General features: G+C 43.3%; 17 protein-coding genes. 10 read left to right on the top strand and 7 right to left on the bottom strand.

Features of this window, described 5'->3' with window-relative positions; translation table 11 throughout:
- Positions 1-57: 57 nt before the first annotated feature.
- The 4 genes from FTU90_RS13505 to FTU90_RS13490 form a co-directional block, all read right to left on the bottom strand.
- A complete protein-coding gene (locus FTU90_RS13505; protein ID WP_074383191.1) occupies positions 58-1,200 on the bottom strand; it encodes an HRDC domain-containing protein in 1,143 nt (380 codons plus the stop codon).
- Positions 1,201-1,378: 178 nt separating this feature from the next.
- Positions 1,379-1,975, bottom strand: a complete 597-nt coding sequence (recR, locus tag FTU90_RS13500) for a recombination mediator RecR (RefSeq protein ID WP_004278698.1) — start codon at positions 1,973-1,975, stop codon at positions 1,379-1,381.
- A gap of 13 nt (positions 1,976-1,988) precedes the next feature.
- Positions 1,989-2,318 (bottom strand): YbaB/EbfC family nucleoid-associated protein, encoded by a 330-nt coding sequence (locus FTU90_RS13495; protein WP_004731251.1) that lies wholly within the window; start codon positions 2,316-2,318, stop codon positions 1,989-1,991.
- A 28-nt stretch (positions 2,319-2,346) separates the two neighbouring features.
- On the bottom strand, positions 2,347-3,534 hold the full coding sequence (locus FTU90_RS13490) for an O-succinylhomoserine sulfhydrylase (RefSeq protein WP_100329570.1): 1,188 nt from the start codon (positions 3,532-3,534) through the stop codon (positions 2,347-2,349).
- 142 nt (positions 3,535-3,676) lie between these two features.
- On the opposite strand from FTU90_RS13490, the gene FTU90_RS13485 reads away from it, so the two are divergent.
- From FTU90_RS13485 to FTU90_RS13440, 10 genes are all read left to right on the top strand, one after another.
- Positions 3,677-4,774 (top strand): alpha/beta fold hydrolase, encoded by a 1,098-nt coding sequence (locus tag FTU90_RS13485; protein ID WP_180072849.1) that lies wholly within the window; start codon positions 3,677-3,679, stop codon positions 4,772-4,774.
- 62 nt (positions 4,775-4,836) lie between these two features.
- Complete coding sequence (locus tag FTU90_RS13480; RefSeq protein WP_005097081.1) at positions 4,837-5,709, top strand: NAD(P)-dependent oxidoreductase; 873 nt, start codon at positions 4,837-4,839, stop codon at positions 5,707-5,709.
- An 86-nt stretch (positions 5,710-5,795) separates the two neighbouring features.
- Positions 5,796-6,065: a YARHG domain-containing protein gene (locus FTU90_RS13475; RefSeq protein ID WP_074383196.1), complete on the top strand. Its 270-nt coding sequence runs from the start codon at positions 5,796-5,798 to the stop codon at positions 6,063-6,065.
- 31 nt (positions 6,066-6,096) lie between these two features.
- Positions 6,097-6,510 (top strand): HIT family protein, encoded by a 414-nt coding sequence (locus FTU90_RS13470; protein ID WP_005170623.1) that lies wholly within the window; start codon positions 6,097-6,099, stop codon positions 6,508-6,510.
- A 303-nt stretch (positions 6,511-6,813) separates the two neighbouring features.
- Positions 6,814-7,947 (top strand): porin, encoded by a 1,134-nt coding sequence (locus FTU90_RS13465; RefSeq protein ID WP_180072846.1) that lies wholly within the window; start codon positions 6,814-6,816, stop codon positions 7,945-7,947.
- Positions 7,948-8,381: 434 nt separating this feature from the next.
- On the top strand, positions 8,382-8,573 hold the full coding sequence (gene cydP / locus FTU90_RS13460; protein ID WP_004645265.1) for a cytochrome oxidase putative small subunit CydP: 192 nt from the start codon (positions 8,382-8,384) through the stop codon (positions 8,571-8,573).
- Entirely contained in the window at positions 8,573-10,156 is a 1,584-nt protein-coding gene (locus tag FTU90_RS13455) for a cytochrome ubiquinol oxidase subunit I (protein WP_100535321.1), read from the top strand. The genes cydP and FTU90_RS13455 overlap by 1 nt, the downstream gene beginning before the upstream one ends.
- On the top strand, positions 10,153-11,298 hold the full coding sequence (cydB, locus tag FTU90_RS13450; RefSeq protein WP_074383199.1) for a cytochrome d ubiquinol oxidase subunit II: 1,146 nt from the start codon (positions 10,153-10,155) through the stop codon (positions 11,296-11,298). The genes FTU90_RS13455 and cydB overlap by 4 nt, the downstream gene beginning before the upstream one ends.
- A gap of 25 nt (positions 11,299-11,323) precedes the next feature.
- Positions 11,324-11,425, top strand: a complete 102-nt coding sequence (gene cydX / locus FTU90_RS13445; RefSeq protein ID WP_004278713.1) for a cytochrome bd-I oxidase subunit CydX — start codon at positions 11,324-11,326, stop codon at positions 11,423-11,425.
- Between the two features lie 3 nt (positions 11,426-11,428).
- Positions 11,429-11,731, top strand: coding sequence for a cyd operon YbgE family protein (locus FTU90_RS13440; protein ID WP_005170606.1), 303 nt, complete (start codon positions 11,429-11,431; stop codon positions 11,729-11,731).
- 198 nt (positions 11,732-11,929) lie between these two features.
- Here the strand turns inward: FTU90_RS13440 and rodA are convergent, their stop codons facing one another.
- The 3 genes from rodA to FTU90_RS13425 all read right to left on the bottom strand — a co-directional run bounded on the left by rodA (position 11,930) and on the right by FTU90_RS13425 (position 14,255).
- The gene (gene rodA, locus FTU90_RS13435; RefSeq protein ID WP_005170604.1) at positions 11,930-13,069 is read right to left on the bottom strand and encodes a rod shape-determining protein RodA; all 1,140 of its coding nucleotides are present in this window, start codon (positions 13,067-13,069) and stop codon (positions 11,930-11,932) included.
- Positions 13,070-13,180: 111 nt separating this feature from the next.
- Positions 13,181-13,894: a 2-C-methyl-D-erythritol 4-phosphate cytidylyltransferase gene (gene ispD, locus FTU90_RS13430; RefSeq protein WP_180072845.1), complete on the bottom strand. Its 714-nt coding sequence runs from the start codon at positions 13,892-13,894 to the stop codon at positions 13,181-13,183.
- Positions 13,863-14,255, bottom strand: coding sequence for a septum formation initiator family protein (locus tag FTU90_RS13425; protein WP_005097092.1), 393 nt, complete (start codon positions 14,253-14,255; stop codon positions 13,863-13,865). Before FTU90_RS13425 ends, ispD begins: the two co-directional genes overlap by 32 nt.
- Positions 14,256-14,260 lie beyond the last annotated feature (5 nt).

The following is a 14,260-nucleotide window of genomic DNA, read 5'->3' as shown; positions in this document are numbered from 1 at the left end:
CATGCATCAGTCGTGATTTTGTATAATTGCTCTATCTTTAACCAATCCTGCAAGCGATCACTCGCTGACTTTCATCTGGGTCGATAAATAAGATTCATCCTGATGCAGCACCTGAATCAGTGGCTGGGTTAACAGTTCATAGCGCCAGCCCAGCAGATAATCCGGCAGATCCTGCTCATCCTTCTGAAAGACCACATGCTGATACAAGGCATTCAGCCATTTTTTACGCATCAGCACTTCTTTTGGAATTGAAGTTTCATCGACTACATTTTGAATGATGTTATCGATCTTTTCGCCGATATCTTTGGAGGAATGACGGATTGGACGCGCCAGACGTAACGGCCAGCTTTCCGGTTCCGGCAAGAATTTCAATAAATCTAAAATAGTTTTACCATGTTCACGAACCACATTTGAACGGATATCTTTGACTTGACTCAACTGGAAGTTATTGCGCGGGAACTTCTCGACCAGATCAATCATACTGACATTCTTTAAGATAAAACTACGTGGCTGATTCAGTGCTTTGGCAATCTGATCGCGCCAGACCATCAATTGCTGTAATTGCATCAGCTGACGGCGTGAATGGCGATAATTCCCCACATCCTGATATAACAAGGCCGTTGGTGTATCTTCACCAATTTCCTGAGTCAAGAAACGACAGTCTTGCAAGGCAAAATCCAGTAGGTATTTCGTATCCAGCTCTTGTTTGATTTTGTCAGACAGCTTGACCAGATAATGCACATCATTGGCCGCATAAAGTAATTGTTCTGAACTTAAAGGACGTGCCAGCCAGTTAGAACGGGTCTGGTCTTTTTCGATATCGACTTCCAGCATCTGTTTGAGCGCATTCTGATAGCTGACTTGCAGACCATGCCCCAGAAAAGACATACCGACCTGGGTATCAAACACATTGGTCAGTGATTTCTTTTGGGTATAGTGATAAAGCAGATCTATATCTTCGCTACAAGCATGAAAAATATTCTGCTGGGCGTTAAAAACTTTATTGAAGAACTCAGTCAGATCCAGGGTGGTTCCATCCAGCAAATAGACCTTGTTGTCTACATTGATCTGAAACACACCCAGTTTCGGCCACAAAGTATCGACCTTGATAAATTCGGTATCCAGCCCGTAAACAGAACTCTGATCCATCAGGTTCAGCACAGGGTATAAATCGTTTTGATGTTGAATAAATTGAAACATAAAGACTGAGTCTAAAATTAGATTCTCGATAGATCCATATTAACTGATCTATAGAATTTTTGTATAAAAAATAACGCTAATTCTGCTCTATCTAGCAAAAATACCCCTTATTTATTAGGCTCTGGATTTTAAATAATATCTTTTTTATATTAAAACTAACAAGATTTTTAAGTCTATCTTACTTCATGCGCATCCGGTTATGTACGGCCTGACTCAAGGTATGACTATCGACATATTCCAGTTCACCACCCTGTGGTACACCTTGGGCAATTCGAGTCATCTGGATCGGCAAATGCTTGCTGGCTTCCACCAGATAATGTGCCGTGGCCTGACCTTCTACCGTCGCATTAGTAGCGAGAATGACTTCCTTCACCTGACCATTGGCCAAACGGTGCAACAAATACGGAATGCCAATTTCTTCAGGACCAATCCCATCGAGCGGTGACAAATGCCCGCCCAGTACATGGTATTTCCCTCTAAAGCTGCCACTTTGCTCAATCGCCATAACATCTGCAGGTGATTCCACCACACAGAGCAATTCATCATCACGATCTAGCGACGTACAGATATTGCACACTTCATCTTCAGTCAATGAATGACAGACTGAGCATTCATGAATGTAGTTGGTCGCCTCAGTCAACGCATGCGCCAGACCAATTGCACCTTCACGATTTTTCATGATCATATGCAATGCCATACGTTGAGCCGATTTCGGCCCAACGCTTGGCAAAATGCGTAATGCTTGAACCAGTTGATCAAAACGATCACTAAACATTGCGCATTCTTCCTTAGAACATACCTGCCAGACCCGGTGGTAAACCCATACCCGAGTTTGCTGCTTTCATTCTTTCATCAGAGACCAATTCTGCCTGACGCGCAGCATCATTCATTGCAGCAGCAATCAGATCTTCGATCATGTCTGGATCATCCTGAAGTAATTCAGGGTTGATTTCGATACGCTTCACCACATTGCGGCAAGTCATGGTGACTTTGACCAAACCACCGCCCGCTTCGGCATGCACTTCAGTTTGTGCCAGCTCTTCTTTGGCTTTTTTTACATTGTTTTCAACTTCTTTTTGCATGCGCTGAGCTTGCTGCATCAACATATTAATGTTCATAAATATCTCCGAACATAAATTTATAAAATTAGATAAGATCTAAACCACGAGTAATATCACGAATAATATCACCAATCTCTTCTAAACCAACAGAAACACGAATTAAACCTTCGCGAATACCTGCTGCTTCTTTGGCTTCAGGCGATAATTTACCGTGTGTGGTGGTTGCCGGATGGGTAATGGTTGATTTCGCATCCCCCAGGTTACCGGTGATCGAGATAAACCGGGTATTGTCAATGACTGTCCAAGCGGCTTCACGACCGCCTTTCACCTCAAAAGACACAATGCCACCAAAACCCGTCTGCTGTTTCACTGCCAGCGCATGACCGATATGCGCAGGCAGACCGGCATAATAAACCTTCTCTACCTTTGGATGCTGATCCAGAAATTCAGCCAGTTGCTGCGCACTTGCTGAATGCTCACGCATACGTAAACGTAACGTTTCCAAGCCTTTCAGGAATACCCATGCATTAAACGGACTCATTGAAGGACCTGTGGTACGCACATAACCAAAGATTTCTTCCAGCAGTTTATGGTTTCCAACCACAGCTCCACCTAAGGCACGGCCCTGACCATCCAGATATTTAGTCGCAGAATACACCACCAGGTCTGCACCAAATTTGAGGGGTTGTTGTAACACTGGTGTACAGAAACTATTGTCAATTGCCAGTAAAGCATCATTGGCATGGGCAATATCAGCCAGTGCCTGAATGTCAGCCACTTCTGCAAGCGGGTTTGATGGAGATTCAACAAACAGTAATCTGGTTTCAGGCTGGATGGCATTTTTCCATGCATCAAGATCGGTCAAATCTACAAAATCGACACTAACCCCAAATTTTGCGACATATTTTTCAAATAGCGAAACAGTCGAACCAAAGACTGCACGTGAGCAGATGACGTGATCACCTGCTTTCAAAAAAGCCATGGTCACTGCCATAATGGCAGCCATACCTGAACTGGTAGCAACGGCGCGCTCTGCACCTTCGAGTGCCGCCAGACGTTTTTCAAACATGGCAACGGTTGGGTTGGTAAAGCGAGAATAGATATTGCCCGGTTCCTGACCTGAAAATTTCGCAGCAGCTTCGGCGGCATTTTCATAAACAAATGACGATGTTAGAAAAATGGGTTCAGCATGCTCACCCTCAAAGCTACGGGTATGACCTGTACGGATGGCTAAAGTTTCTAATTGATATGAAATATCGTCTTGCTGGCTCATCGCTCTACCTCAGCCCTAAGGCTGCCTTTTGTAAAAAATTGCCAACATTTTGAGCGCCTATGCTATTTCAGGTCAAGGCATAATAAGCAATTATTGCTTAGACTTCGATCAATCCTTCCCCGGATACGGATATTTTATTTACATGATTCAGTTAAAACAAAACTTTCAGCGCCAGCAAAAAAAATTGAAACATTTCAGTGCCCGGATGTTTAATGCCTCCTCTCTGATTCTGTCGCAAAAAACGCCTTTTGAATATATTGCCAGCACCGAGTTTTGCAAGATTCGCTATTACGCCTCACCCGAGAAGAAATATAGGGAGCCGCTGGTATTTGTCGCCCCTCTCGCCATCAATATGGATATCTATGATCTGTATCCCTATCGTTCGCTGGTCAAACATTTTCAGCATAGCGGTTTTGATGTCTATCTGGTGGAATGGAAACGTTTTAACTTTAAGCATCGTCATTTAAACTTTTTGTCTTTTATTGATGCAGCCATTCCTCAATCTATTGAAACCATCTGCAAGCATTCGGACAGTCAGTTCATTTCCCTACACGGCTGGAGTATGGCTGGGGTATTTGTCACGCTTTATACCGCCTTGCATTCGCCTGAACATGTCAAAAATTTGATGGTCGTTGGCAGCCCCATCGACAGTTATGCATCAGGACGGGTCGGCAAACTGTTTTCGACCACCAATAAACTGATTTCTAAAAATAAAAATCTGCAACAGGCCATTCATCAGGGTCATATTCCAAAGCAATATATTCATACGCCCGGCATTGTGAATGCCTTGGGCTTTAAATTACTGGATCCGATCGGCTGGCTAAAAAGCCAGAAGCAGTTTTTGCTGAATCTGGATCATGTCGAAAATGTCTATGAACATGCCACCATGGGAAATTTTCTGAATAAGATGATTGATTATCCGGGCGGGATTAATCAGGACATGGTCTTACATCTGTGGCTGCAAAATCCTTTAAAACAAGGTTCAATCACCTTAAATGGTCTTACTGTTGACCTTAAGAATATCAGCTGCTCGCTGTTGGTCGGTGCCGGCCAAACCGATCAGATTGTCACAGAACAGTCAGCTAAGCCTTTGATAGAATTGACAAGTAGCCAGGATAAGACGTTTACTCTGATTCCGGGTGGTCATCTGGGCCTGATGTCCAACCAGAAAACAGCCAATACGTTCTGGCCCAAAATGACGACCTGGCTGGCGCAGCGCTCTACACGTCTTGATGCTTAGCGCATCTGCGTCAGCATCGCCAAAAAACATTAAAATTTATTTACATATTCAGAGGATACAGCATGATTCAGTCAGTAGCATTTATCGGTTTAGGTGCCATGGGTTATCGTATGGCGGCACATTTACCCAAGCAGTTTGATACCGTCTATGTCTGGAACCGCAATTTTGACAAAGCAGAGCAACATGCTGCTGAATATGGCACTCAAGCCGTTACGCTAGAACAGGCCGTTCAGGCAGATATTATCTTTTCATGTTTGCCGACCAGTGCCGATGTAGCACAACTTCTGGAAAATTTGTCGCTTAAATCCGGCTCAGTCTGGGTCGACTGTACCAGTGGTGTACCGGATTCCGCGCAAACACTGGCAGCACAACTGGCTGAACGTGGGGCGATCTTTCTGGATGCACCGGTCAGCGGTCAAACCATTGGTGCTGAAAATGGCACCTTGACAGTGATGGTAGGCGGCGATGTCCAAGGTTTTGAAAAAGCCCTTCCTGCGATGCAGGCTTTTGGCACACTGATTAAGCATGTCGGTGAATCTGGCGCAGGTTTTGCAGTGAAAGCCGTGAATAATATGTTAATGGCTGTAAACCTGTGTGCGGTCGCAGAAGGCTTTACTACGCTGAAAGCACATGGAGTCAACCTGAATGAAGCACTGGATTGTATTAATGCTTCAAGTGGTAAAAGCATGGTGACCGAAACCGTATTACCACAGCGTATTTTAAATCGCAGTTTTCCTGTAACCTTTGCCCTGCCACTCTTGGCCAAAGATACCGGCATCGCAATCGATCTGGCGCGTGAGGCTAAACTGTCTGCGCCTGTGCTATCATTAACCCAGAATCTAATTCAGGCGGCCAGTGATCTATCGGATAAAAACAGTGATTTTTCCAGTGCCGTGAAAATGTATGAATCATGGAGTAATATTACCATCGAGTAATATCTCGCCATTGAATAATGATAACAAAACCTCATATTGTGACTAGTAGGCAGGCACATATAGTGGATAACCCAGAGGAAACTCGCATGAAGAAATTTTCTGTTGCAGCATTAGTTGGCTTTGCAACTTTGTTCGGGGCTTCAACATCGGTTCTTGCATCTGAACAGGAATGCAAAAAATTGAAAAATGATCATGACGTGATTTATGCGTCTAAAGGATTCTGTTTTAAAGATCCAGAAGCAAAAGCGAAGTTCGGCAATGACAATTGCTATACAACCAAGCCAAAATTCTCGGAAAAAGAGCAACAGCGTCTTGACGTGATCAAAGATCGTCAGAAAGAATTGAACTGTAAATAATTCAATTCAATAACGCTCAAGGAATGTACTTATGACTTATGATGATCAGAATATTTTTGCACGAATTCTACGCGGTGAACTTCCTGCGATTAAAGTGTATGAAGATGACCAGGTTCTTGCATTTATGGACATCATGCCGCAAGCAGATGGTCATACTCTGGTCGTTCCGAAAGCACCAGCCATCACTTTACTAGATCTAGATCCTGAAGCTGCGGCCTATACGATTCAAATTGTACAGAAGGTTGCGAAAGCAATTGAAAAAGGTTTGGGCGTTGATGGCATTGTCCTGATGCAATTATCAGGTGCTGCTGCTGGTCAGACTGTACCGCATATTCATTTTCATCTAGTGCCGACTTCTCTGCACAACTTGGGTAAACATGCTGCCCAGATGGGTGATCAGGAAAAAATTAAAGCGCTGGCTGAAAAAATCAAAGCTGCACTTTAAGTTTAACTGAATAAAAAAATGGAGCTTCGGCTCCATTTTTTTATTCTACTTAAAGCATAAAACTTTAGAAATAAATGCGAATCATTAAGATAATAGCAACCAAATTATCTTTAAATACAAAAAATTGAATGTGTAATATTACAAAACTTATAAAATACAACATTTAACAGATTTGAAATATTTCCTTAATCTTACTGTCTTATTTGTAATCGATACTTGGCACCAATAGAGCGGTACATGTTTCAACACATGACTGAAACTTGTTTTAAGACGATGAATAAAAAGTCTTTATTGGAGCAACACATGAAAAAAACGTTATCTGCATTAGCAATTGGGGCAACAATTTTAACACCAGTCATGGCAGCTGCTGCTGACGTTAAAATTTATGGTCGTGCACACGTTTCTTTAGATTATCTGGATGATGGCCAGGATTATAACGAAGTAGGTCTTTCTTCAAACTCTTCACGCCTAGGCTTTAAAGCTGAACAAAAATTAGAAAACGGTATGACCATATTTGGTCAAATCGAACAGGAAATTAACTTTGCAAGTGGTTCTGCAAATGATGATGTTGAATTTGCAACTCGCGATACTTTTGTTGGTTTAAAAGGTGATTTCGGTCAAGCGCGTATCGGTCGTTTTGACAGCCCATTCAAAGTAGCACGTGGCCCGGTCAACTTCTTTGGCGATATGGTTGGTGATGTTCGTAATGTCACGCGTGCTGGCAACTTACGTTTTGATGAACGTAATAACAATACCATTGAATATAAATCACCTAAGTTTGGCGGCGGCTTTAATGTTTTAGCAGCACTTTCTTTACACGAAGGTAATAGCCCTGATAGCGTGTCAACATCTTCACCAAAAACTACTGTAATTGAAACTGTGAATGGTCCAGTAACAGTAGTCGTACCGGGAACCACAACTACTACCAATAAAGATAATCGCGATGATAAAGCATACGACCTCGCTTTAACCTATAAAGAAGGTAAAGTTGATTTTGCTGCTGCCTATGAACATTATGAAGAAGATGCAGGTCGTGGTGAGCGCGATGGTTTCCGTATCGCAGGTGCTTACAAAATCACACCTGAGTTCAACTTGGGCGGTTTATACCAATTCCTTCAACATGATAATTCTGAAGCAAACCCAGATGCTCAAGTATTTGGAGTAGCAGCTGACTATAAATTTGCACCAAAAACGTATCTACGTGGTCAAGTGTTCCACCGCGATGTCGATGCAGATGATGCAAATGCAACATTATTGGCACTTGGTGTTGAACACCGTTTAGACAAAACAGTACGTGTATATGCAAACCTGGCAACTGTCCTAAATGATGAAAATTCAAATGTTACACCATGGGCACAAGCACGTACAAATAACGTAGGTGGTACACGCGGTGAAGATGCAACTGGTCTATCTCTAGGCATGCGTTACGACTTCTAAGTCTAGCCACCCTCACCAAGCTTAAAAAGAACATGTTTCCAGCATGTTCTTTTTTGGCGTGTTTTTTATCAATATAAAATGATGAGAAAGATTGTGACACTGATATTCAACCCTTATAAAACCAACCAAAATAGTTTGATTAATTTTATTCTTTATTTTAAAACCAAGCATTTTAATCAGATTAAAAAGCATTAATCCAACTAAAACAATCTACATTCAAATATATAAATATAAGCATTTTAGTCGGATTTAAAAAAACAATAAAATTACATAAAATAATAAAAAATATTTAGAATAAATTTTAACTAATAAAAATATATACCTTTTATTATCATACATTTAAAAATATATATTTATTTAAATTGTATCGTCTATTTATTTTTTAGTTACAATAGATTAATAATATACAACAAGTCACAGACAGGCTTAGTCGAATGAGCTTAGTTCCCAAAAATCTAAACCAGAGAGTGGTGAGAGAAATAACCGCTATTTTAATTATCAAAGTTATTTTACTGATGATCATTAAAAATATCTGGTTTGATGCGCCTACGATTCCTAAAAATTTTGATAACCAAGTCGCCGAGCGTATCGCCGGCAATCCTTCCCAAATCCAGGAGACACGTTGATGATTTCTGAAAGCGTGGTCGATCTCTCGCGGTTCCAGTTCGCCATGACCGCGATGTATCACTTTATTTTTGTTCCACTGACTTTAGGCCTGGCTTTTCTGCTTGCCATTATGGAAACCACCTATGTGATTTCCGGCAAAGAAATCTATAAAGACATGACCAAGTTCTGGGGAAAACTGTTTGGTATTAACTTTGCCTTAGGGGTAACCACAGGCCTGACCATGGAGTTCCAGTTCGGAACCAACTGGGCTTATTACTCGCATTATGTCGGTGATATTTTTGGTGCACCGCTGGCGATTGAAGGTTTGATGGCCTTCTTCCTTGAATCGACCTTTATTGGCTTGTTCTTCTTTGGCTGGGATCGCCTGTCCAAAGTGCAACATCTGGCAGTTACCTGGCTGGTAGCTTTAGGTTCGAACATGTCTGCGCTGTGGATTCTGATCGCCAATGGCTGGATGCAAAACCCGGTTGGTTCTGTATTCAACTACGAAACCATGCGTATGGAAATGGTGGACTTTGCCGCACTGATCTTTAACCCGGTTGCTCAGGTAAAATTCGTACATACAGTGTCTGCAGGTTATGTCACAGGTGCTATTTTTGTACTGGCCATTTCAAGTTATTACATGCTGAAAAAACGTGACTTGCCGTTTGCACGCCGTTCTTTTGCCATTGCAGCCATCTTCGGGCTTGCGTCTACACTTTCAGTGATTTTACTGGGTGATGAATCAGGTTATGAGCTGGGCGATGTCCAAAAAACCAAACTTGCGGCGATTGAAGCAGAATGGGATACGCATCCTGCACCAGCAGCATTCACCTTATTTGGGATTCCAAATGCAGAAACCCAAACCACTGACTATGCGATCAAGATTCCTTATGCGATGGGTCTGATTGCAACCCGTTCCACCACTGAACAAGTGACCGGAATTAAAGATCTGATTACTCAGCACGAACAGCGGATCCGTAACGGTATGGTGGCGTATGAACAGTTAGAGCTGCTCCGTGCAGGAGATAAATCACCTGAGCTTAAAGCGGCTTTTGATGAATCACAAAAAGACCTCGGTTATGGCTTGCTGCTGAAGAAATATACGCCAAATGTGGTGGATGCGACTGAAGCACAAATTAAAGCTGCGGCGGCAGACACCATTCCACATGTACCAAGCCTGTTCTGGGCATTCCGCGCCATGGTGGGTTCTGGTTTCTTGATGCTGCTTCTCTTCATTCTGGCAACTGTTGCAGTCGCAAAACGCAATGCTGAAAACAAACCTTGGTTATTAAAATTTGCCTTATTTGCACTGCCTTTACCTTGGGTGGCTGCACAAACTGGCTGGTATGTAGCAGAAGTCGGTCGTCAGCCTTGGACGATTGGTGAAGTCTTACCGACGCATCTTTCAGCCTCCAGCTTAAGTACTGGCGATGTATGGGGTTCAATCCTGGCATTGGCAGCCTTCTACACGGTGTTATTGATTATCGAGATGTATCTGATGATCAAATTCTCACGCCTTGGTCCAAGTTCCCTGCATACCGGTAAATACCACTTTGAAAAGCTTGCAGCAGAAAAGGCAAATGGGGAGACTCAAGCATGATCGAATATGAATTACTCAAAATAATTTGGTGGGTGCTGGTCGGCGTATTGCTGATTGGCTTCGCCCTCACCGATGGCTTCGATATGGGCTCTATGGCGATCATGCCATTTGTGGGCAAAAATGATAACGAGCGCCGTGCTGCAATCAATACCATTGCCCCGCATTGGGATGGTAACCAGGTCTGGTTCATTACTGCCGGGGGGGCTTTATTTGCTGCCTGGCCAATGGTTTATGCAACAGCCTTCTCTGGCATGTACTGGGCATTATTACTGGTACTGTTTGCCTTATTCTTACGTCCGGTCGGCTTCGATTACCGCTCTAAACTGGAAAATACCAAATGGCGTACTTCCTGGGACTGGGGCTTGGCGATTGGTGGTGCAGTTCCGGCATTAGTCTTTGGTGTAGCGTTTGGTAATATGTTCCTCGGTGTGCCTTTTACCCTGGATGAAACTGTGCGCTCTACCTACACAGGTAGCTTCTTTGCCCTGCTGAATCCATTTGCGATTGTGTGTGGTCTGGTCAGTTTATCGATGTTATGCGCACATGGTGGTGCATGGCTGATGCTGCGTACTGATGGCGACCTGCGTCAACGTTCTGCCAAAGCGACACAAATCATGGGTCTGGTCTACTTGGCGACTTTCCTTGCTGCGGGTGCATGGTTGTATTTTGGAAACATCCAGGGTTATAGCCTGGTGATGCCTTTTGACACCAATGGTGTTGCCAACCCATTAGCAAAAGAAGTACTGACCAATGCCAATCCGGGCTGGATGAACAACTATTCAACTTATCCAATTACAATGGCAGCTCCAATTGCCGGCATTCTAGGGGGATTAATCATTGTACTGGCTGCAGGTAAAAACAAGGCTGGCTTGAGCTTCCTGGGTTCTTCTCTGGCAGTCGTCGGTGCAATCTTGACTGCCGGTTTTGCCCTGTTCCCGTTCCTGATGCCATCCAGCTTAAATCCGACTGTCAGTCTGACGATGTGGGATGCGGTATCCAGTAAAAATACCTTAACTGTCATGACAGTTGCAGCTTGTATTTTTGTTCCATTGATCCTGATCTATACCACTTGGTGTTATTACAAGATGTGGGGCGTGATTACCAACAAACATATTGAAGACAATTCACACAGCCTGTATTAAGGCTGTGCACTAAGGAGACAAAATTATGTGGTATTTTGCCTGGATTCTGGGTGTACTGATGGCGTGTTTTGCCAGTGTGATTGCTGCAATTTATATGGAACAACACCAAGACCTGGATGAGGAATAAAATATGACCGAAGCTGCGCTTGAGAAAACCGTTGTAGACAAGAAACCAAACAAATTTGCGATGATGATTTCCTGCCTGCTGGCTTTTCCTCTCGCCGCAGTGTTATTGGTTCATCCCTCTGCAATGCTGGATGCCAACGGTGAATATAGCCATAGTGCCATGATGTATATCATGATTGGTATTTCTGGAGGCTTTGTACATGGTGTCGGTTTCGTACCTCGCCACTGGTTCTGGAAATGGCTATTTAGTCCATTTTTGGCTTGGCCTTTGATGATCTGGGGCTATTACACCTGGTTTTTCAGTTAAGTTTTAAGACGAAAGAAGCCCTCGATTGAGGGCTTCTTTATATCGTTTATCCATTTCTGCTTTTTGTTGTACGCTTATATCACTCTGCATTTGGAAGCAATTTCCACATTGAGCATGAATGTAATGAAGATACTTTTCTTTACCCGCATGTCTTAACAATATTTGTAAAACCGGAACACATCCGACTTTTAGAATAATTTATCGATGGGTATGAATCGACATCACAATTCCCATACCTGCGAGCATAGAAATCACCGCCGTTCCGCCATAACTCATGAGCGGCAATGGGTCTCCAGTCACCGGCAAGATACCACTCACCATGCCCGAGTTTAAAAATACAAAGAAGAAAAAGGTCAGTCCAATAGCTCCGGCATATAAACGTCCAAAATTATGAAAACTGTTTAAGCCAATCATCAAACAACGAATAATAATCGCAGTAAATAAACTGAACAGCAGAAACACACCAATAAAACCGAATTCTTCGGCATAGGTCGACATAATAAAGTCGGTATGATGCTCGGGCAGATAACCCAAATGCGATTGGGTCCCCTCAGTATAGCCTTTGCCTGTGGAACCACCTGAACCAATCGCGATTTTGGACTGAATGATATTCCAGCCTGCACCCAATGCATCCGACTCCGGATCAAACATCGTGGTGATACGTTTCTTTTGATACTCTTGTAGTACGAACATCCATAAAACCGGTGCTGCTACAGCCAGTGCTGCGGCCGCACCAACAATCAGACGCCACGACATCCCACTTAAAAACAAGACAAAAACACCCGGAATCACCAAACCAATATTCAAGTCAGGTTGGAGTGCAACCAAAACAAATGGTATAGCCAGTAAAATTAATGCACCGACAATATGTACAAATTTGGGAGGAAATGGCTTACGTGCAAAATACCAGGCCATCATCAAAGGCATGGCAAATTTCATCACCTCACTCGGTTGCATACTCCCAATACCAGGCAAAGTAATCCAACGCGTTGCACCCAGGCGTTTTTCACCAATCACAAACACCAAGAGCAGCATGAATATGCCAAAGGCATACAGGTAGGGACTGATCGCCTGATAGACTTTCGGTGGAATCTGCGCACAGATAAATAGCAGCACAAAACCAATCCCGAAACTGATCGCCTGACGAACAACCATCCCGGAATCTTCAGAGGTCGCGCTATACACCACCATCAACCCCAGGATTGCATTGAGAACCAGAAAGCACAACAACCAGGGATCAAGGTGCAACTTGGTCCACCGGGAGGAATCTTGCGGGTTAATACTACGTCCATCACGCAAAGAATGACGTAAAAACCGATACTGCTGTGAAGGTATCATTGGCCAAAAGGTGAAAAAGAATGATGGCAAAATTATAAGTGAAAGCTATAGGGAATAGATCGCTATAGCCAGATTTATTCTGCTTTTATTCAAATTTTATCGAATATATTTTTAAGCCTGAGCTTGTAAAATCAGCTTGGCCAGTTCCAGATCATCTGGATAGGTAATTTTAATATTATCGGAGCGCCCTTGCACCACACTCACCTGCTCACCGATATGTTCCAGTGCGCTGGCTTCATCGGTAATGTTAGCACCATCCTGCAAAGCCTGTTCAATCGCCCGTTTTAATGTGCCCAGCTTGGCCATTTGCGGCGTTTGTGCCTGCCAGAGCATGGAGCGATCCACCGTTTCCTCAATATCAGAACCGGTGACTACACGCTTAAGTGTATCTCGTACCGGAATCGCCAGAATCGCAGCCCGATCCTGTGCAATTGCCGTATTGACCAACTGTTGAAGACAATCCAGACTGACACAAGGGCGTGCCGCATCATGCACCATGACCCAGTCATCTTCAGAGGCCATTGCAGATAAATAATTTAATGCATTCAGCACCGAATTCACTCGCTCTGCGCCGCCCAAACAAAAATGTGCTTTTTCCAGATCGGAAAATGGCAGCGTTTTTGCGACATTGTCCTGTGTACCAATCGCTAATACATAACCAGTCAAAGGCAATTGATTCAGACGTGCAACGGTATGTTCAAGAACAGTTCGTTGTTGAAGCGTCTGATATTGCTTGAGTTCTGTTTTAGAAAAACGGCTACCTGAACCTGCAGCAGGAAGAATGACCCATAATTTACGGGGTATTTGTTGGCTCAGGTGACTCATTGGTTCGCAGATCTACTTTAGAATTTGGATTAAGATAGATGGGTTTATATTGAGTACTGATCGTGCTCATTTGAATAAAAGTTTCACGTGGCTTAATCAGGCCAAGATCTAAACGCGCATGTTCTTCGATGGCTTCAATACCATTCTTTAAATCGTAGACTTCTGCCGCCAGAACGCGATTACGTTCTTTCAGCTCATCATTCAATTCCATTTGCTGCTGGATTTTCTGGGTCAGCTGCTGATGATCATGATAACCACCTTCACCAAACCAGTATAAATATTGAAACCCTGCGATCAAAATGATCGCAAGGCCCAACAGTACTTTACTCGCAGTCGAGTCGAATACATTTAACATTGACATAAGTC

Source organism: Acinetobacter sp. YH12200 (assembly GCF_013418175.1).
GTDB classification, from domain to species: Bacteria; Pseudomonadota; Gammaproteobacteria; order Pseudomonadales; family Moraxellaceae; genus Acinetobacter; species Acinetobacter pseudolwoffii.
This window is presented reverse-complemented; position numbering and strand designations above follow the sequence as displayed.